We start from the raw sequence: 18,991 nt of genomic DNA on the forward strand, positions 1-18,991 counted from the left end.
TTAACCAGCGACCGCTTAAAATACTCGACTGGCAAACACCGTATCAGGTTATGCTGACAAATTTGTCCAAAAATTCGGATTAAATTTGCAATCTACCTTTGGACCAATGTTTAAGATTTTCTCAGTTCAAACGTTATTAATCGCTTTTTTGATGCCAATCAGGAATAATAAAACCACGCTTTATTGCGCACGACTGCGCGTCCCACAGCTCTGACCACTTCATAAATGAAAGGTGACACCGTATGGAACAACAGTTAATTGATTTTATGAACCAATTTGGCTATTTAGGCATCGTTTTGCTAATTGCGTTAGAAAATGTTTTCCCACCGATTCCCTCAGAAGTGATTTTGACGTTTGCTGGCTTCATGACCTTGGCCGCGGATTTAACGATTACCGGCAGTGTGATTGCCGCCACGATTGGTGCGGTTCTGGGAGCCGTTATTCTATATGGAATTGGGCATTGGTTGAATGAGGAACGATTACAACGTTTGGTGCAAAGCCGTTTTGGACGTTTGTTACGCCTCAAACAGAGTGATGTTACTAAAACGGCTAATTTATTCAAGAAGCATGGCGGCAAGACCGTTTTCTTTGGTCGTTTTATCCCGGTAATTCGTAGTTTGATTTCCATTCCGGCGGGGATGACTCGGATGAAGTGGCAATCGTTTATTTTATTCACGACAGTTGGCACACTGATTTGGAGTGTTGTGTTGATTGTGCTCGGCCGCATGGCAGGTCACGCGTGGACACAAGTTTCAGCGGCAGTTGATACTTTTTCAACGATGACGATCATTGTGCTGGCCATTTTGCTCTTGGTTGGCGGCATTTGGTACTATGTTAAACGGATTCGGGTAAAATCAAACTAAGTACTGGTTCACAATTCCGGCCACAAGACCTATGATGGAGTTATTAAACTGTTGGAGGTTTGACTGATGGAAGAACGGAAGTTAATTACTGAGATTTTGAATACAGAAGATGTTTCATACACAATCTCAGAACCGCATGATAACAAGATTACGTTGATGGTTAACCAATTGAAGAATGACAAACGGCCCTTGGATGTTGTTGAAAAGGAAATTGTTCATGAATTGGATCGTGCGGAGCTGACGTATAACGAAAAGTTGAATCCAGACGAACAGACTGCAATGCAAATTGATATTGATGTTAAATAACGAATTAAATTTAAAAACACTTCTTTAGTGCAATCGCAGATAATTGCGATGCATTAGGGAAGTGTTTTTTATTAGGACAAGATTTAGTGAAAAAATGTGGCATTGCCTAAAACTGTAAACTTACCTGACTTGATGGGTGATTAATTTGAGCATGATCATACAGCCAACACAGATTAGTTATAACTTAATTGTGCAAAGATAAGGTCTTTTTTCTCGACCACAATAGCCAACCAAGTAAGCCAATGGCAATCACGATTAACCCGAGTGCAAATAGATAACTGAAATGCATACCATAAACGAACCAACTGGCGTGACCGTGCGGATAGGCAGTCATATGATGTCCGGCACGTTGGCTGATGCCAGAATAAAGTAGCGATGTTGCTAACGATAGCCCAATTGCCATGCCTAGGTTACGTCCCAATGCGGCAATAGAACCAGCGATACCTTGAAATTCTGGGCCGGCATTGCCCATAATCATTGGATTGTTTTGGAAAGCGCCGTTTGCAATGCCAAAGAATGCCAGGCCAAACACGAGCCAAGCCAGTGACCATGTGGGCTGCACAAAGATAAAAATCAGCTCTGGAATCAAAAAGAGGAAAAGCGCGTAAAACGACACACGTTCGGCACCGATATGATCCGAAATGACACCACCAGCCGGGGCACTAAAGATATTCAATAATGGCACGGCCATCAGGATTAGCCCTGCCGTTGCGGACGATAGCATCAATGTTTCCTGAAGGTAAAAGGGCATAATGACATTATTGAAGAAGCCCGTCATGTATACGAGCATCGCAGAAATAATGCCGAGTGAGAAGCCACGATTGGCAAAAATTTTAAGTTGAATCAGTGGTTGTTGTACGCGTCGTTCGATTAATATAAAGGCTGCCAACATCACAATGGCTAAACCAAACAAACTGAGTACGCCGGCGGAATGGAAACCAACAGCCTGACCCCAGTAGATGGCGACAAAAAAGGCACTAATCATGGTCGCAAACGTTGCATAACCAGGCCAATCAATCACGACTTTATCGAAGCGGATGTGTTGGTGAGGAAAGATGCGGTGTCCAAACAGAAACGCGATAATGCCAATCGGGACATTGATGAAGAATATCCAATGCCAACTGACAACGGATAAGATAAGCCCACCAAGTCCTGGCCCAGCAATGTTACCGATTTGAACCACCGAACTATTGAGTCCTAACGCCCGACCATGCTGGTTTGAAGGAAATATTTGAGTGATGATGCCAAAGTTAGTGGCCATCACCATTGAAGAACCAAGCGCTTGCAGTGACCGAGCGCCCAGCAACAGCAGTAAGTTTGTGCTCAAACCACAAAACAGTGAGCCTGTGATAAACACTAGAGTACCGACTTGAAAAATGGGGATGCGGCCGATTTGATCAGACAATCGACCAAAGAAAATCAGGAGCACGCAGATGAGCACTAAGTAGACGGAAACGACCCACTCGGCTTCATTCATTGGTACATTAAGTTCACGACTGATGTGGGGAATGGCGATGTTAACAATACTGGCATCTAATGTTGACATGAATGATACCGAGGATGTTGCCATTAATAAGATCCATTGTGAGCGTTGCTTCATGAAAACCTCCTGGGACAAAAAGCTGCTTAATCAAATTTTATATAGCCAAAATTTATTCTTTTATAAACACAACTTTTAGTTTTTATGACTGATTTAACATGATAAAATTACTGAGCAAATTAAGTTGAAGCGGTTAGCAAATTCTAACACAAAGAGGTGTTGCCTATGGGCGATACAGAAAATCTGTGTGGAGGGAGGTGCCACTTTGTCTTGCGGAAATGCGATTATGATGATGCTAACGTTTGGAATGTTTATTCTTACGTTGCTAACCTTCATCGTGATCTTAATCCGGAGTTTTGGTCAAAGAAAAAACCGCTAATCTAACTTTTGGAGGATGATTAACGGTTTCATATTCATCTAATGCCAGCCGTTTCGGCGGCGCTTGCAGGAGGAAATGTCATGCGACTGACATTTCCTTCTTTTTTATTATAGCACGTCAAATTTAGCCGGGACTACTAAAAATTACCGCAGAACCAACTTTACGACAGCTTCAACGCGTGCCGTTTGGGGGAACATGTCAATGGATTGAATGTATTCAACGCGATAGACACGACCTAACTCAACTAAGTTTTGGGCCAGCGTTGATGGGTTACATGAAACATAGACAAACTTTTCAGGCTGTACTTGCATAATGGTATCGATCATTGTGTCGGCAAGGCCTGCACGAGGCGGATCAACGACCAATGCATCCGGCCGCCAACCTTGGCTGACCCATTGTGGTAATAGGTCTTCCGCGGTTCCTACACTGTATTCTGCGTTCGTAATGCCGTTCAATTCAGCATTACGGTTGGCGTCATCAACAGATTCTTCAATCGTGTCCATGCCACGAACTTCGCCGGCACGGTCTGCCAAGGATAATCCAATTGTACCCACCCCTGAGTAGGCATCCACCAAGTGGTCGGCATGCGTTAGGTCCAAAGCTTTAATCGTTTCTTCGTACAAACGGGTGGTCTGCTTAGGATTTAACTGTAAAAATGCCCGTGGCGATAATTGGAACTGCTTACCTAATAGGGTTTCAGTAATGTAGTCCTGACCCATTAACTTAGTGGTCTTATCTCCCCAGACTAACGAAGTTTTGCTTTGGTTAACGTTTTGCATGACGGAAACAACTTGTGGCAAACGTTCTTCGATCAGCGCTAACAATTCCCGTTTGTGCGGCAACTTTTGTGAGTTGGTGACAAACGTGACCTGAACTTCGCCACTGGCTTCGGATGAACGGACAACGAGCGTTTTGATAATGCCTGAATTGGCCTCTTCATCGTAAATGGGAACTTGTAATTCTTGCAGCATTTTGACTAATGCGCGAATGACGGTCATGGTTGCTTCATTTTGAGTGCTGACTTCCGGAAGATCAACAAGATCATGCGTACCTTCCTTATATAGACCGGCAATCACATTATCGTCCGCATCCTGCCGTACTTGGAATTGGGCTTTGTTGCGGTAGTGATAGGGATCTGCCATGCCGATTGTTGGGCGCAGGTCATAGTTTTCCCAGCCGCGGGGCTGAAACTTTTCCAGCGCTTGGCGAATAACATCACGTTTGAAGGCCAGTTGTGACGGGTAATCAAGATGGGAAAGTTCGAACCCACCAACTTCGGCTGACTGCGTATCCGGTGGCGTTACCCGGTGGTCACTTTCTTTACGGATTTGATGTACTTTAGCGTTTAGAAAATGAGCCGCTACGTGCGTGACTTCAGCGACGACCACTTCGTCTGGCAGGGCGCCTGGGACAAACGTAATCTTATGACGATAATAGCCGATCCCTTCGCCGTTGATGCCGAGGCGTTTGATGGTTAATGGAAAACGTTGGCCAACCTCGACCTGAACGTCAGCTTGTTCCGATTGACTATTGCGCTGACGATGATACCCATTGTGGTCATTGTTCCGTGAATGATCAAACGAACGGCGGTCGTTGCGATACTGTGAATGTGTTTGATGATTATTGTGATCAAAGTGCGAGCGACCGCGTTCTGAGCGATGATCGCTGTTATTTCGTGATTGAGGTTCCATATTGTCCTCCGATGCTAACTCTAGTAATAATTAGAACCATCATAGCATGTTTGACCACCGAGATGTGGTTTCCGTATTGCCGAAGCCCACGTGAAGACTTGTAAACGGACAAACGGAAAGTGATGTTTTATGCTTACTTTAGAATAAATGAAGAAAGTGGTGAAACGATGACAGCATTACTGACAATGACCGATATTGACTACCGAGTTGGGGAGCGTAAAATCCTGACGAAAATCAATTTGCGGTTAGAAAAAGAGAGCAACTTGATGGTAGTGGGTCCGTCTGGTTCGGGTAAAAGTACGATTCTCCAAATTATGGCACGGATGATCTCACCGAGCGCTGGTCAAATGACATTTGATGATCATGATGCGTTTACGTACGATCCGATGGTTTACCGTCGTCGGGTGTCGTATTGCTTTCAACAACCAACGCTATTTGGCAAAACGGTGGCCGACAACCTTAACTTTCCGTTTGAAATTCGTAACCAAAGTGTCAATGAGGCACGCCAGCACGAATTGCTCGATCAAGTAAACCTATCACCAGATTATTTAAGCCACGACATTACAGGTTTATCCGGTGGCGAACGACAACGAGTGGCGCTTATTCGTAATCTGGTGTTTGTACCGGACATTTTGTTGCTTGATGAAGTAACGACTGGTTTGGACACAGATAATAAAGCCATCGTGCACGGCCTGGTTGATCATTATCGTGATCGCGGAGGCACCGTGGTGTGGATTACTCATGATGAAAGTGAAATTGCTGCCGCTGATGATTTATATGAAGTCGTAGCGGGCAAACACACTCAGGAGGTACGTCATGCATAATGCGGTGAATGTTAATAATGTAAGTTTAGCGTTTGCGGCTGGCCTCGTGCTGGTTGCGCTATTTATTGGCTGGCGTCAGAAGCTTGGTGTGGACCGAGATATGATTATCGGCGTGGTTCGTGCCATTATTCAGCTAACAATTGTTGGCTTCTTACTGAAATATATCTTTGCGGTCAACAACGTGTTGCTCACGTTGGCAATGATTTTGGTCATTATCTTTAATGCGGCTTATAATGCGATGAAACGGGGAAAGGGAATTCCAAACATTTTTTGGTCATCTTTTTGGTCCATCTTAATCAGCACCTCAGTGACGCTAAGTGGTTTGGTTTTGGCGGGTGCGATTAAGTTTGTCCCGTCACAGATGATTCCAATTTCAGGCATGATTGCCAGTAACTCAATGGTGGCAATTGGGCTTTGTTACCGCAATATGCGAACACTCTTTCGGGACCAACGCCAACAAGTGTTGGAACGTTTAGCATTAGGTGCCAGTGTGCACGATTCCGCAATTGGCATCGTCCGCGAGTGTATCAAAACGGGAATGCAACCAACGATTGACGCATCTAAGACTTACGGAATCGTTAGTTTGCCGGGGATGATGTCTGGACTGATCTTCGCCGGTGTTGATCCGGTTTATGCCATTAAGTATCAGATTATGGTGGTGTTTATGTTACTGTCAGCGACCAGTCTCGGCTCTGTCAGCGCTTGTTACATTGCTTACCGCCGTTTCTTTAATGACCAACAACAGTTAGTTACCGCATCAGATAATGGCAAGTAGTTTTCCACCAAACGTGTGGCGAGAGTGCTTACCGTTACGTCGATTAGAGACGCCGCACCGTGGGGACCGGTCTCAGCCTCCTGAGAACCGGAGTCTTCTACCTCGATTCTGAGCCGAAGCCGAATAGTCCATCGTCTCAGAACTCGTCCCACAACACTAAATGGCCCAAAACCAGGCCATAAGTGTTGTCGACACGATGCTCTGTCTCTAATCGACTTCACTATATTGCGGCCACATGTGGGAGATGCCATTTTGTTGATACTGTGGTAGTAAATGCTATTCTAAATAAAAATTTTTTATCCAAAAAATGGCGGTGTTATTGGTACACCGTCACTTTTTCGGTATAGTGTGACTAACAAGTTTGAATAATGTTGATGTTGTGGGGACCTAGGCAACAGTGTGGGGGGAGAAATCTTGGAAAATGAAACGGAACAGCTGCCGCGTCAGATTACGCACTTTTGGCAATTAACAGCCGTAGTAACGGCAATTATTATCGGCGCAGTCGGTGGTGGCAGTCTGGCGATTGGACTGAGCAACAATCTGAGTTTTTTTACGGTGTGTGGCTGGCTTATTATTGGCATCGCATTGGTAACCTTAATTGCCATGTTGGTATTAGTGCCGTATCGTTGGCGGTTTTGGACTTATCGGATCAGTGACCGTGACGTTGAATTGCATAAGGGGTACTTTTTTCGCAAACAGATTGTGATTCCAATCGCGCGCGTTCAGAATGTGCAGTTGGATCAGGGACCATTTCTGCGGTGGCAGAAACTACAGGAGATCGCGATTGTGACAGCGGCGACCTCTCATAAAATTGATGGTGTCAGCCCTGAAACGGCCGAGCAGCTGAAAGAGTTAATTATGAAACTGGCAAAGGAGGCGCGTAATGACCTCTAATGGTGGTTCTCCCAAGCCAACGCCAGCGCGACATTTACATGCCATTGCGTTAGTAGGTTTCTTTATCGAAACGCTGCGCGAGTGGATTGTGCCCATCGCTGGTGGTGTTATCGGTAGTTTGGCACTTTACCGCAAACATCCGCTGTTATTTGCAACTGTCATTGCGATATTGGTGGTTTTTGCGCTAGTGTGGCCGGTGTTGAAGTACTTTACCTTTACGTATCAATTACTGGACCAGGAAATTTATGTCAAACATGGGTTAATTTTTCGGAAGCAAAATCACGTTCCTTACGATCGCATCCAAAACGTGGCAGTCAAACAGTGGTTTTTCCTTAAGCCGTTTGATTTAGTCACGTTGGAAGTCGAAACGGCTGGTCATTCCGATGAGGGACCGGAAGTGACCCTCATCGCTGTACCGTTGAGTTTACGTGATGAACTTTCGTCTCGGCGGCGTTTGGCAAACATTGCTGAGGGTGAGACGGCAGCAGTATCTGGACTTGTCAACGGAGCGTTACCCGAGTCACAATCGGAGACGAATAATACTGCAAATAAGCCAACTGCCGTGTACGAAATTTCGACAAAGGACTTGTTGAAGTTTGCCGCGACCTCACCTGCGTTTCTGACAGCGTTGCTGGCGATTATGGCAGTGTATGGTCGTTTGCAAAAACTCATTTCTGAGCAGTTGTTGGATATGGCTATCAAAGACCTAGGACAGGCTGGTTGGGTCGTTATTGTGCTGGGAATGTTGGCTGTGGTGCTTGTTTTGTACCTGGGTTCAATTGTCGTCATAGTCATTCAGTACTATCGATTTACATTGAGTCTGTCAGATGGTCAGTTGATGACAGTCCGTGGTTTGTTTCAGCGGAACACGGTGACGTTAGCGCAAAGTCGCATTCAGGCTGTGCGGGTAAGTCAACCGTTGTTGCGGTCCTGGTTGCACATGGCAACGATCAAACTGATCGTGGTGTCGAACTCGAAAAAAGAGAAGGATACCGAAAATGTGGTGATTATGCCGTTGATTGCGGAAGATGATGTAGATGGTTTCTTGCAACGGTTTGTCACTGACATTTCCGTTGATCAGGTTAGGCCTAGCCGTCAGAGTGGACGTACTTTGTATTATCAACTACGCAATTTTGGGCTAGTTGCGCTGGGCATAGTCCTTGCGATAACCGGGATGACGTTTCCATGGCCGCGGGTGGCGGTGATTGCAGACGGCATCACCATTGTGCTGGTGGTCTTGTTGCTGATCATTCCTGCTTATCTGACGGCGCGGCGGACACAGGTGCAGGTATTGAATGATCACTTTGCGTTTGCCCAGACGAACTTTTTATTTACGCGTGAGCAGTATTACGTGCCACGGCAAAACGTGCAATCGTTGTTGGTCAAACAGAGTAAGTGGTTGCAACAGCGCCACTTTGCGTCACTAACACTTAACGTTCGTGCTGGCAGCGAAGGGCGTAAAGTGACTGTGCGATACTTGCCAGATGAAGCAATTTATTCAGTCTATGACTGGTATCGGCAAGTTGATTAATTTAAAGGATGAAATAACGAAACAGGCTTCAGTACCATGGCGAAATGTCATGGACTGAAGCCTGTTTTTTATGTCGTTATCGTGTTTCGAGTGCTAATGAACCGACAACTGTCATCATGCTGATCATCAAGTCAGATGGATCACCGATGGCGCCAGTTTGGTAGTTGCGCTCGTTATTTGAATAATGCGCGTTGTCGGGTGTTTTTAAACTCCCAATCGATGTTTCCAAGTTAAAGCCATAATCCAATTCACGTGGCACTTGCAAACGGACGGAACCGGCAGACGACTCGGCGGATAAGTTGCCATCCACTTCTGCAAAACACAGTTTGGCCGTGCCACTGGTTACTTCAAAGCGACCGTGACCGTGAGCATCATCCAGTTTAAGCGAACCAGCTGAGCAGCGGACCGAGTAATTGCCACGGGTGTTCATCAAATGAACGTTGCCACTCATGGCATTAATTGTGTAGTCATCAGCTGTGAGACTGCGACCCTTAATGGTGCCAGTGATGGAATCAATACTTAGGCTGTTTGTTTCTACATCATCTAACGAGATAGCACCACTGGTTGATGTGATTGCTAAACTACGCAACTTATGCAAGTTATCGATTTCAATTGGACCACTGACTGAACTGATTTCCAGACGGCCATGATAGGCGGTTGGAATCTCCAGTTCAATGCGAATGTTGAGGTTGTCACGTGCTGGCCGTTCACCAGCAGTGATGGCCAACGTGTCGTCTTCATGTTTGACATGTGCGTAATACGAGGATTCGTCTACCAACATATATTCACGTACCGTTAGTTCGGAACGATCCGTGGACTGTAGCACAATGTCAGCCGCCGAATAATTAATCGTCAGATGCGCCACGTCGCTCAGCGATTCCGTAAAGGTATTCACTAACATCGGCGCGTGCGTATCCACCCCGATTTCAAACGTCACCTTGCCATTCTCATGACTTGCTCGATGAATAAAGAAATTCCCCAGTCGACTCATTAAAACCATCACCACCGTCAGCATATTTTGACAGTATCGTAGCATGGCTTACGCACCCTGTGAATAGGGATTGTGTACTTTTTAATTGTCGTTATGAAAGTTTAAAGAAGTTGAGGGAAAACATTGTGAAATCTTCTCTAAAACACTTGGTAAAGTGGGTGGCCCAGACTGCCCAGGCTTTCACTAATAAAATTGCGTTCAAATAATTGAATGAATTCATTGAGCTGATCAGCGTATTCCGGTTCCTCAAAATCACGCAAAATGCTGGCTAATGGCCGCAAACTACTAGCCGAAAACATAGACGGCTGATTCAACCAGATGTTTAAAGATTTAATTAGGCGAATGTAAACAGAACTGGTTAACGTGCTGTCCAAAACTTTATGATTACGCAATTGTTTATTTGCGCGTACAAATGCAAATTGTGACTGGTTCACAATCGCAAGTAGCGCAAAGTTGATGAGAAAATAACCATACGCTTTTTGAACATCAAAGCGGTCTAAATGGGCTTCAAATGCTTTACAGGCTGGAGTGAATAAAGAGCTAAGCGATAGGAATGGGATAAATGGCGTCGATAGTCCCAGCATGATGAGGCTCGATGAAGTCCACGTAGAAATACCTCTAAAATATCGATCAAGCTCCTGATTGAATTGGTAGACGCGATTTTGAGCGTGATCCAAACAAGACTGGGTTAACCATATGTAATGTTGATAACGCGGAATTGGTTGATTACTGTAGGACTCTTGAAGTAGCAGTAGTAATGCTTTTAACGCACGTTCATTTATTTTTCCAGTCGCGACTGCGTGCAGATAAGTCGTAAAGAACTGTTGATTAGTGATGTCTTTTGGACTGTATAAAGTAGTAAAGTCGGTCAACGAACTATCGAGTCGTTCGAGCAATTGAATGAACTTAACCGCTGAAATGTCTGTACCGTCGTGTGTGAAACGGTAATACGTACTCGATGACATGATTCCATTGATAAGTTGGTGAATGCTAACGTTATTTAGCTGGCGTAAATTATCGATTGATGGACCGAGTTCGTTTTTCAATTATCTAAACCAGCTTTCTTTTTAACAATTTCCTGAAGCTACTAAATAAAATGAAATCGAAAACGCTTTAGCGACTAAATGAGACTAGAGCTAAACGGCTTCATTCCGCTTACGCATTATTTGCCCCTTAATGTGTGAGCATATGGATTAAATACGGTTAAATTATGTTGGATATATTTTTATATTACGGTAGATTGTAAAATTAATCCGAACGCTGTTCGGACAAAAAAGATCAGCTTCCTTTAAAATGGTGTTTACCACAAACCCATCTTTTAGGAGCTGAGTAATCACTCCCTATATTGGTTGGAATTAGCTACTACCATTGTAAGTGATTGCTTTGGGCTTTTTAATTTCTGTTCGGATTAATTATAGAATTTGCCTTTCTATATTAACTCTCCATGTATTATCGTTGGTCGATACCAAAACGTGCTCGAGGAAATCAATCAAGATTACGTTGATCAACACCATATTATTTTGACTCGTCGAACTTCTGGTGGCGGGGCTGTTTACGACGATCTTGGAAATGTTAGTTTCAGCTTTATTACTAAGGATGACGGGGATGCAGTGGGCAATTTCAAACGGTTCACGGATCCTGTCATTAACGCGTTGCACGAGATGGGTGCGACGAGCGCTGCAATGACTGGTCGTAACGATCTTACAATCGAAGGCAAGAAGTTTTCTGGCAATGCGATGCACGTTGAGAAGGGACGGATGTTTTCGCATGGTACCTTGATGTATGACGTCGATCAATCAGTGCTAACTAAGGCTTTGAACGTGCCAGCTGATAAGATTGCATCGAAGGGTATTAAATCGGTTCGTAGTCGCGTTACCAACCTGAAGCCACACTTTGCGCCAGCCTATCAAAACCTGACTATTGAAGAATTCAGGGATGCATTAGCAAAGAAAATTTTAAACATTACAAACATTGAAGATGCAAATGCGTATGTATTAGATGATGAGGCATTGGCCGGTGTTCACGATTTGGAACAACGCTACTTTAAGAACTGGGACTGGATTTATGGCAAGTCACCAGCGTTTAATGTCAAACGACGTGAGCACTTTGCGGCAGGAACGGTGGAATTCTCGCTGAACGTAGATGAGGGTCACATCACGGACATTCAGATTACTGGCGACTTCTTTGGTCAGGCAGATATTAAAGATGTTGAAAACCGTTTGATTGGGACTAAGTACGAGTTAAACGCAGTGAAGCGGGTTTTCGACAGTATCGATGTTTCAAAATACTTCGGTAAAGTCACTGAAAATGAATTGGTTGATTTGTTGATGAGACAGGGCGCTTAGAGCTACGGATCCTAAGTTTAAAATGTTATGGTTCTAAATAGACTAGCCTTAAAAAAACAAAAGCCATTTGAATTACGTATGTTGATAATGATCATAGATTTAAAACTAATAAGAATTGGGAAAATCAAATGATCAATTAACAACGTAAGGTGGTGTCTAATGATAGCATGTGTGCTATCATTGTAAATGAATGATAAACTATACTTTAAATTCGGCCATGAATTTAAAAGCTTTTTGGACAATCTTCCCAAAAAGGATCGAGCTAAAATGGTTAGAACCATTCAGGCTATATCACGATTGGGATTGCAAATTGCCATTCGTCAACGTTATGTAAAAAAATTAAAGACTAATCTGTATGAAATTCGGTCAATTCAGGGCAATAATATTCAGCGAGGTATATATTTTCACCTTGAGGAGTCTAACTATTTTATTACTCACGGATTTACAAAAAAGACAGATAAAACACCACAGCGTGAGATTGATCATGCCAAGTCAATTCGGGATGGGAAGATTCGGAGGCACAGAGATGAAGAAAAGTTATGATTTAGATGAGTATGTTGCTGGTCAGCTAAAAGATCCCGAATTCAAACGTGAGTATGATAAGGCTGATCGAGAAATTGTTGCCGCTTTGGCTGTTAAAAACTTGCGAGAAGAAATGGGGATTTCTCAACGTGAATTGGCACAAGTGTCTGGGACAGCGCAATCCACAATTGTTAGAATCGAAAATGGCAATTTGGATTTAAAATTGTCGACACTTCAAAAAATTGCACAGAGTGTTGGAAAAGAATTGGAAATTAGACTCGTTTAGTTGAACCTGTTTCAGATAAAAAAGTATCCCTGTCACACCATAGCGTGATGGGGATACATTTTTTATGCTTATTGCCACAATAATTTGTCACCGTACTCGCGGCTTAAGTTTTCTCGAATGATTCGTGTCAGTCGTGTGGTGGTGGGCGCTTGTGCAAGTGATTTGTTCACGGCCAAACATAAGGTTCGATAATGTGGTTCATCAAATGGATAGATATTAATGTTCCCAGAAATTCGTTTGAGCGCCAAATCGGGTAGAACACCAAACCCTAGGCCCGCTTCCACCATTGAAATGATTGAGGCGTCATCGATGGAGTAGTTCAGCGAATTGGGTGTGACATTGTATCGGTCCAGCGTCAACTTAGTATCGCGATCATAGTCAGAGTGTTGAAGGATAAACGTTTTATCCGCTACGTCAGCGCTGGTCATGACATGGCCATTTTTAGGCACAAAGTCCGTTGGCGTCAAACAGTACACTTCGTCCTTGATGAGGGGATGAATCACGATGTTTTCATCTAGTGGTAGCGCCGAAAAACCCATGTCCAATGTTCCCAAACGCACGCGCTCTGCAATATCGTTAAAGTTCCCTTGGTAAACGGTGACATTGATATCAGGATACTGCTGGCGAAACTCACGAATGATGCTGGGCAACCAGTTAAGTAATACAGATGAGAAAGCACCAATCCGGATTGTCCCGTGTGTCAATCCATTAATATTGGCCGCTTCTTGGGCTAACCGTTGCTCAGAATTGAGAATGTCTTGAATGATTGGATAGACAGTATTTCCATCAGCAGTGAGCGTAACCCCTGTACGGCTACGAATGAATAGTGGAAACCCAAGTTGCGTTTCCAACTGACTGATTGAATGGCTAACCGCACTTGGTGTGATGTTAAGTGTTTCGGCAGCAGCAATGAACGTATGCTTATCAACGACGGTGGCAAACACCTGATAGGCAAAGGATGAAGTGGCCATAAACAGAACCTCGTTTGAATGAATTATGTTGAGTGTAGCAGCAAGCAGCGCAAACAAAAAGCCCTGGGAGAAAATTTCCCAGAGCCTTTCTTACTGCATCAGTCCGTGGATAAAGACTGTTTTGCGCTAGAAGCGTGCGACACTCTTATCGTGGGCTGATGCCTTAAGATTATTTCCAATGGTCAAAAGACATCACCCCCTTTCATTTAATGGTAATAGATTAACGCGATCTGGCATGTTAGTCAATTGATAAAACTTGGCGGAGAAATTTGGCCACTATCAAGCTATTTCGAGGGCTTTTCGCGGTATAAAAGGAAAACAGGTCGTAAACTACTCTCAAGAAAACGGTTGAGGTCTAGTGGTACTTGGGTGTTTGATCGTCGCAGTCAAGTTAAGTTCAACTTTTACAACGTGTCAGAAAATGAAGTGAAATCGCTTAGGAGCGGACTTTGTGTTCGATATTCACAGCGTAGAAGGAAAGTGAGACCATTGCCACAATAAAATGATCGACCATAACAGGGTGTTGCTTACACCTTCGCTAGACCAAAAAAACGTTTTCCCACCCAAAGGGGCCTGTCATCACGTGGCAGGTCTTTTTTTTCTTCTCTCATTTTCAGTATTGGAAATTCCGAATAATGTTGCGACATTCGGTTGTTTTCAAAAACATTAGGCACAGCTGATTCTTGGCTAAGAATAGAATGCCAATAAAGCCGACATATCAATAGGTGAAACGTTGTACTAAGTTAGAAAATAATTAAAATCATGAAAACGGCGTTACGTTCGGAAATTACTGTCAGTAAACGTTTTCATTCGTTTTCAATGTTCACGTAACCGCTCTAAAAATTAAAAAGAAGCTTCACCGGAGGAATCAATGTTTACACCTAGCCCGATTAACGGTACTATTAATTGGTCAGGGAGGGCGGACTGTACCTTTCCGTTTGCGGAGGCGTTTTCAATTAAGCCATTATTTCGTGAAAATTATTCTAAAGTCCGCTTTTCAACTGAAGGAGGGGTGAGGTTTTCGACATCGAGATGTGCGTCGAAAAATCGATGCATAACGCTGAGTGGCTCAAATGGGAGCATTTGGGTTGAAACATACCATCATTTTGGAAAGAAGGACATATGTTATGTATTTAGTTGTTAACATCATTGGTGTTATCGTCTACTTGGCGATTGCTTGGGCACTGTCCAAGAACCGTTCGAAGATTAAGTGGCGTTCTGTTGGCATCATGGTTGTCTTAAACTTAGTTATTGCCTGGTTATTAACCAGTTTCGCCGGTGGTCGTGCCGTTGTTAAGGGTGCTGCTGATGGATTCAACTGGTTGGTGCAAGTTGCCTACAAAGGGATCAACTTCGCATTGCCTAACTGGGTTGGTGCCGCGGGTACACACCCAGCACCAGTTAACTTCATTACCAGTGCTTTGCTACCAATTCTGTTGATTGTGCCATTATTCGATATCCTGACATACATTGGTGTATTGCCATGGATTATCAAATGGATTGGTCGCGGTTTAAGCTTTATCACTGGTCAACCAAAGTTCGAATCATTCTTCGCCGTTGAAATGATGTTCTTAGGTAACACCGAAGCGCTTGCCGTTTCCAAGTTACAATTGACCACCATGAAGGCTGAACGTGATGTTACTTTGGCAATGATGTCAATGAGTTGTGTTACGGCTTCAATTCTTGGTGCTTACACGCAAATGGTTCCCGGTCAATTTGTTTTGACTGCCGTTCCTTTGAACTGTATCAACGCTTTGATCGTAACCAACATGTTGAACCCTGTTGAAGTTGACCCTGAAGAAGACACGATTGCTAAAATCGGTAACGTTGGTGACGAAGGTGGCGAAAGTGAAGCAGCTGCTGAAGAAACTGGCGCTGTTGAATCAAACGGCAAACGTCAACCATTCTTCTCATTCTTGGGTGACTCCATCTTAGGTGCCGGTACTTTGGTTCTGATCATCACTGCCAACGTTATCGCCTTTGTTGCCTTAGCTGGTTTGATCGATAAGTTACTTGGCTTGATCTGGAAGCCATTGTCATTGGAAAGTATCCTTGGTGTTATCATGTTCATCCCAGCTTGGTTGATGGGTTTGAACGTTCACACTGCTTGGGACTTCTCTCAATTGATGGGCTTGAAGTTAGTAACGAACGAATTCGTTGTTATGGGTGAAATTACTGGTAAAATCAACCACTTTGCCCCTCACTACCGCGCTATCTTGACTGTCTTCTTAACTTCCTTTGCTAACTTTGGGACTACTGGTATGATTATCGGTGCCTTCAAAGGTATGGTTGGTAAAGAAAAGAACGACATGATTTCTAGCAACGTTGGTTACATGTTACTTTCAGGTATTTTAGTTTCATTACTCTCAGCTGGTATGGTTGGTTTATTTGTTTGGTAATAGGCCCCATTTACTCGATTTAGAAAACTTCATTTTCTCAAATATAAAAAGACGCCCTGGTGGCGCCTTTTTTTGTTACTATACAAATTGAAAAATTGATGGGCTTACTCGAACTCCTAGATGGAAACACAACAGTGCACGGTTACATGGAGAATGAGTGAAGTCCACAGTCGACGAAACGCAATCTCAACTCCAAATCATTCTTGTCACTCATACCAATGTCCAGCAAACATTACGCAACTTGTTTATGAATTTACCAAGTCTAAGCACGTGAAACCCAAATCACCGCCGGTCAGCGTTAAGCTTACTTATGAAGACGACAAGGAGGGATGCAACAATGACGATTTTTGATCACAATGGGCTGGTAACCAGTCAAATTTTAATTGTGCCACTGTTGCTTTTCTTTGCTCTGCTTGTCATAAGCGACGTTCGCCATCATCGACTAAAGCTTGTTCGAGTGCTTTTTCAGGCCGTTTTATGTGTTTATCTATGGGCAGTTTTTGACATGACGCTGTTTCCGATTAACATTAGTCGCAATATTGGCACATTGGCGGCCAGTGGCTACACCTTTCAGGGAGCCATTGATGTGCACCCGTTAGCGATGTGGTATAACTGGCGTCAGCCAACGGTGTTGTATCAGTTAGTTGGTAACGGCTTGATGTTATTGCCACTGACTTTACTGTGCGGTGGCTTATCTGCCAAGTTACGCCCATTCTGGCGGGCAATTGGACTGGCATTTGGTACATCACTTTTTATCGAAACATCGCAGCTCATCATGAACTATTTTAACTTCGGTGAGCGCACGTTTGATTTGAACGATCTGCTTTTAAACTCGCTAGGTGGATTACTTGGGTGGATTCTACTCAAAGTTGGGCTGGCGATTTGGCAACGAACCTAAGATGAAACGTAATCAAAATGAGATATGAATTTACAACCGCGACCTTGCGCAGGCAACTGGGTTAAAACCTTGTTGACATCGCGGGGCGCGGTTGTTTTATTGCCTTTTTTTCGGTAAAATATGTAAGTACGTGAAACACACTGTTGTTTCACATTAAAGGAGTTTTTATGAACCCAGAACAGTTTAAAACTGCCCTAGCTGATCACGGGATTACCTTAACAGATCAGCAACAGGATGCTTTTGATCAGTATTTTAATTTACTGGTCGAAACCAATAAAAAATTTAATTTAACCACGATTACGGCTGAGTCAGACGTTTATCTCAAGCACTTTTATGACTCCATCACAGTCGCACTGTTTGTGCCGGAGTTGCAAACACAATCTGTGACTCTATGTGATGTTGGCGCGGGTGCTGGTTTTCCATCGATTCCGCTGAAAATCTTGTTCCCACAGTTGAAGGTCACCATTGTTGATTCGTTGAACAAGCGGATTAACTTTTTGCAAGAATTAGTGACCACTTTGGGATTGCGTGACGTCACGTTGGTCCATGATCGTGCAGAGACGTTTGGTGCAAGAAAGTCGCCGCAACGCGAGCAATTTGACTACGTTACAGGGCGTGCGCTGGCTCGAATGAGTGTCATGAGTGAGTTGTGCTTACCGCTGGTTAAAGTTGGTGGACAAATGTTGGCCATGAAGGCTAGTGGTGCCAACGAAGAACTGACGGATGCGACGTACGCGATTCACACGCTTGGTGGGAAGGTTGGTCAAAGCCATCAGTTCGAGTTACCGGTTTCTGGAGACCCACGGGAAATCATTGTTTTGGATAAGGTTCGGGCAACGCCTGGACGTTATCCACGTCGTCCCGGAACGCCAAACAAAGAACCGTTACACGCACACTAATGGTTGGTGAAAGGAAATTAACGGATGCCTTTTTCATTATTTGGGAATCGAAATAAAAGCGATGAAAAACCGCAACAGAAAATTGAACAGTTAGCGTTGACTGCCATTGAACCGAACCGTTTTCAACCACGGCAGGTGTTTGATGAGCATGCTATTGCTGAGTTGGCTGAAACGATTAGGGCACATGGGTTGCTTCAGCCGATTGTCGTTCGTGAATACGAGACCGGCAAGTATGAAATCATTGCTGGTGAACGTCGTTTTCGTGCGGTGACTTCGTTGAATTGGGACACCATTCCGGCCATTGTTGAAAAGATGGACGATCATGAGACAGCTTCATTAGCGTTGATTGAAAACTTGCAACGCGAAGAGCTGTCAGCTGTTGAGGAGGCTCAGGCCTATCAACAATTAATGGCGCTTAACGATGTTACTCAAACCCAACTGGCTAAAGGTGTCGGCAAGAGTCAATCGGCGGTTGCCAACAAATTACGTTTGTTGAAGCTCAGTCAACCAGTCTTGGATGCCATCAGTGCCAAGAAGATTTCTGAGCGTCACGGGCGGGCGTTACTGCCGTTAAATGCCGATCAGCAGCGACACGTGTTAATGCAGATTGAAGATCGCGACATGAACGTTAAGGCAACTGAACGGTTGGTTTCAGAACTAACGACAGAAAAGCCAGTCACGCCACAGCGGCCCAAGAAACGGTTGCGCGGTTTGACCTCCGATACTCGTATCGCGGTTAACACGATTAAAGAGTCGGCCAAGATGATCCGCGACACTGGTTTGTCCGTTCACGTGCACGAAGAAAACACCGATGACGGTTATCGCATCGTTATCGATTTACCAAAAGATGGTCATAGTAGCAGTAAGAATTAAGCAA

Annotated in this window: 18 protein-coding genes and 1 pseudogene; 14 read left to right on the forward strand and 5 right to left on the reverse strand. The window is 44.1% G+C overall.

The window, feature by feature from the left end:
- Window positions 1–242 precede the first annotated feature (242 nt).
- Together GB992_RS07875 and GB992_RS07880 are read left to right on the forward strand one after the other, a co-directional pair.
- Entirely contained in the window at window positions 243–863 is a 621-nt protein-coding gene (locus GB992_RS07875; protein ID WP_161001948.1) for a DedA family protein, read from the forward strand.
- Between the two features lie 66 nt (window positions 864–929).
- Window positions 930–1,169 carry a hypothetical protein gene (locus GB992_RS07880; RefSeq protein ID WP_017260831.1) on the forward strand — a complete coding sequence of 80 codons (240 nt, stop codon included), beginning with the start codon at window positions 930–932 and terminating at the stop codon, window positions 1,167–1,169.
- 184 nt (window positions 1,170–1,353) lie between these two features.
- Here GB992_RS07880 and GB992_RS07885 read toward each other — a convergent pair whose 3' ends face one another.
- Complete coding sequence (locus GB992_RS07885; RefSeq protein WP_161001949.1) at window positions 1,354–2,769, reverse strand: MFS transporter; 1,416 nt, start codon at window positions 2,767–2,769, stop codon at window positions 1,354–1,356.
- Between the two features lie 226 nt (window positions 2,770–2,995).
- Between GB992_RS07885 and GB992_RS11780 the strand changes: the two genes are divergently transcribed.
- Window positions 2,996–3,088, forward strand: coding sequence for a putative holin-like toxin (locus GB992_RS11780; protein ID WP_488655867.1), 93 nt, complete (start codon window positions 2,996–2,998; stop codon window positions 3,086–3,088).
- 143 nt (window positions 3,089–3,231) lie between these two features.
- On the opposite strand, the gene rlmD is transcribed toward GB992_RS11780, so the two are convergent.
- Complete coding sequence (gene rlmD, locus GB992_RS07895) at window positions 3,232–4,779, reverse strand: 23S rRNA (uracil(1939)-C(5))-methyltransferase RlmD (RefSeq protein WP_161001950.1); 1,548 nt, start codon at window positions 4,777–4,779, stop codon at window positions 3,232–3,234.
- A 167-nt stretch (window positions 4,780–4,946) separates the two neighbouring features.
- On the opposite strand from rlmD, the gene GB992_RS07900 reads away from it, so the two are divergent.
- The 4 genes from GB992_RS07900 (at window position 4,947) to GB992_RS07915 (ending at window position 8,803) form a co-directional block, all read left to right on the forward strand.
- The gene (locus GB992_RS07900) at window positions 4,947–5,603 is read left to right on the forward strand and encodes an ABC transporter ATP-binding protein (RefSeq protein ID WP_162855660.1); all 657 of its coding nucleotides are present in this window, start codon (window positions 4,947–4,949) and stop codon (window positions 5,601–5,603) included.
- Entirely contained in the window at window positions 5,596–6,378 is a 783-nt protein-coding gene (locus GB992_RS07905) for an ABC transporter permease (RefSeq protein WP_161001951.1), read from the forward strand. The genes GB992_RS07900 and GB992_RS07905 overlap by 8 nt, the downstream gene beginning before the upstream one ends.
- 414 nt (window positions 6,379–6,792) lie before the next feature.
- Window positions 6,793–7,272 (forward strand): PH domain-containing protein, encoded by a 480-nt coding sequence (locus GB992_RS07910; protein WP_161001952.1) that lies wholly within the window; start codon window positions 6,793–6,795, stop codon window positions 7,270–7,272.
- Entirely contained in the window at window positions 7,262–8,803 is a 1,542-nt protein-coding gene (locus GB992_RS07915) for a PH domain-containing protein (protein ID WP_161001953.1), read from the forward strand. Before GB992_RS07910 ends, GB992_RS07915 begins: the two co-directional genes overlap by 11 nt.
- A gap of 76 nt (window positions 8,804–8,879) precedes the next feature.
- Here the strand turns inward: GB992_RS07915 and GB992_RS07920 are convergent, their stop codons facing one another.
- Entirely contained in the window at window positions 8,880–9,839 is a 960-nt protein-coding gene (locus tag GB992_RS07920) for a DUF4097 family beta strand repeat-containing protein (protein ID WP_161001954.1), read from the reverse strand.
- A 92-nt stretch (window positions 9,840–9,931) separates the two neighbouring features.
- Window positions 9,932–10,840 (reverse strand): hypothetical protein, encoded by a 909-nt coding sequence (locus GB992_RS07925; RefSeq protein ID WP_161001955.1) that lies wholly within the window; start codon window positions 10,838–10,840, stop codon window positions 9,932–9,934.
- Between the two features lie 375 nt (window positions 10,841–11,215).
- Here GB992_RS07925 and lplA point away from each other — a divergent pair.
- From lplA to GB992_RS07940, 3 genes and pseudogenes are all read left to right on the forward strand, one after another.
- Window positions 11,216–12,139 (forward strand): annotated as a pseudogene (lplA, locus tag GB992_RS07930) (lipoate--protein ligase); the annotation flags it as partial.
- Between the two features lie 186 nt (window positions 12,140–12,325).
- Window positions 12,326–12,682: a type II toxin-antitoxin system RelE/ParE family toxin gene (locus GB992_RS07935; protein ID WP_017260813.1), complete on the forward strand. Its 357-nt coding sequence runs from the start codon at window positions 12,326–12,328 to the stop codon at window positions 12,680–12,682.
- Complete coding sequence (locus GB992_RS07940; protein ID WP_017260812.1) at window positions 12,666–12,947, forward strand: helix-turn-helix domain-containing protein; 282 nt, start codon at window positions 12,666–12,668, stop codon at window positions 12,945–12,947. Before GB992_RS07935 ends, GB992_RS07940 begins: the two co-directional genes overlap by 17 nt.
- A 68-nt stretch (window positions 12,948–13,015) precedes the next feature.
- On the opposite strand, the gene GB992_RS07945 is transcribed toward GB992_RS07940, so the two are convergent.
- Window positions 13,016–13,918, reverse strand: coding sequence for a LysR family transcriptional regulator (locus GB992_RS07945; protein WP_161001956.1), 903 nt, complete (start codon window positions 13,916–13,918; stop codon window positions 13,016–13,018).
- 1,127 nt (window positions 13,919–15,045) lie between these two features.
- On the opposite strand from GB992_RS07945, the gene GB992_RS07950 reads away from it, so the two are divergent.
- The 4 genes from GB992_RS07950 (at window position 15,046) to noc (ending at window position 18,987) form a co-directional block, all read left to right on the forward strand.
- Window positions 15,046–16,317 (forward strand): NupC/NupG family nucleoside CNT transporter, encoded by a 1,272-nt coding sequence (locus GB992_RS07950; RefSeq protein WP_161001957.1) that lies wholly within the window; start codon window positions 15,046–15,048, stop codon window positions 16,315–16,317.
- 337 nt (window positions 16,318–16,654) lie between these two features.
- Window positions 16,655–17,215 carry a VanZ family protein gene (locus GB992_RS07955; protein ID WP_161001958.1) on the forward strand — a complete coding sequence of 187 codons (561 nt, stop codon included), beginning with the start codon at window positions 16,655–16,657 and terminating at the stop codon, window positions 17,213–17,215.
- A 167-nt stretch (window positions 17,216–17,382) separates the two neighbouring features.
- The gene (rsmG, locus tag GB992_RS07960; RefSeq protein WP_161001959.1) at window positions 17,383–18,114 is read left to right on the forward strand and encodes a 16S rRNA (guanine(527)-N(7))-methyltransferase RsmG; all 732 of its coding nucleotides are present in this window, start codon (window positions 17,383–17,385) and stop codon (window positions 18,112–18,114) included.
- Between the two features lie 24 nt (window positions 18,115–18,138).
- Window positions 18,139–18,987 (forward strand): nucleoid occlusion protein, encoded by an 849-nt coding sequence (gene noc, locus GB992_RS07965; RefSeq protein ID WP_161001960.1) that lies wholly within the window; start codon window positions 18,139–18,141, stop codon window positions 18,985–18,987.
- Window positions 18,988–18,991: the final 4 nt, after the last annotated feature.

Origin of the sequence: Furfurilactobacillus milii (genome assembly GCF_009863985.1) — a bacterium.
Taxonomy (GTDB): domain Bacteria; phylum Bacillota; class Bacilli; order Lactobacillales; family Lactobacillaceae; genus Furfurilactobacillus; species Furfurilactobacillus milii_A.

Excerpts from the sequence above, each read along its gene's own strand:
- GB992_RS07875 (WP_161001948.1), top strand. The coding sequence starts at position 243 with ATGGAACAACAGTTAATTGATTTTATGAACCAATTTGGCTATTTAGGC.
- GB992_RS07880 (WP_017260831.1), top strand. The coding sequence starts at position 930 with ATGGAAGAACGGAAGTTAATTACTGAGATTTTGAATACAGAAGATGTT.
- GB992_RS07885 (WP_161001949.1), bottom strand. The coding sequence starts at position 2,769 with ATGAAGCAACGCTCACAATGGATCTTATTAATGGCAACATCCTCGGTA.
- GB992_RS11780 (WP_488655867.1), top strand. The coding sequence starts at position 2,996 with ATGATGATGCTAACGTTTGGAATGTTTATTCTTACGTTGCTAACCTTC.
- rlmD (WP_161001950.1), bottom strand. The coding sequence starts at position 4,779 with ATGGAACCTCAATCACGAAATAACAGCGATCATCGCTCAGAACGCGGT.
- GB992_RS07900 (WP_162855660.1), top strand. The coding sequence starts at position 4,947 with ATGACAGCATTACTGACAATGACCGATATTGACTACCGAGTTGGGGAG.
- GB992_RS07905 (WP_161001951.1), top strand. The coding sequence starts at position 5,596 with ATGCATAATGCGGTGAATGTTAATAATGTAAGTTTAGCGTTTGCGGCT.
- GB992_RS07915 (WP_161001953.1), top strand. The coding sequence starts at position 7,262 with ATGACCTCTAATGGTGGTTCTCCCAAGCCAACGCCAGCGCGACATTTA.
- GB992_RS07920 (WP_161001954.1), bottom strand. The coding sequence starts at position 9,839 with ATGCTACGATACTGTCAAAATATGCTGACGGTGGTGATGGTTTTAATG.
- GB992_RS07935 (WP_017260813.1), top strand. The coding sequence starts at position 12,326 with ATGAATGATAAACTATACTTTAAATTCGGCCATGAATTTAAAAGCTTT.
- GB992_RS07940 (WP_017260812.1), top strand. The coding sequence starts at position 12,666 with ATGAAGAAAAGTTATGATTTAGATGAGTATGTTGCTGGTCAGCTAAAA.
- GB992_RS07945 (WP_161001956.1), bottom strand. The coding sequence starts at position 13,918 with ATGGCCACTTCATCCTTTGCCTATCAGGTGTTTGCCACCGTCGTTGAT.
- GB992_RS07950 (WP_161001957.1), top strand. The coding sequence starts at position 15,046 with ATGTATTTAGTTGTTAACATCATTGGTGTTATCGTCTACTTGGCGATT.
- GB992_RS07955 (WP_161001958.1), top strand. The coding sequence starts at position 16,655 with ATGACGATTTTTGATCACAATGGGCTGGTAACCAGTCAAATTTTAATT.
- rsmG (WP_161001959.1), top strand. The coding sequence starts at position 17,383 with ATGAACCCAGAACAGTTTAAAACTGCCCTAGCTGATCACGGGATTACC.
- noc (WP_161001960.1), top strand. The coding sequence starts at position 18,139 with ATGCCTTTTTCATTATTTGGGAATCGAAATAAAAGCGATGAAAAACCG.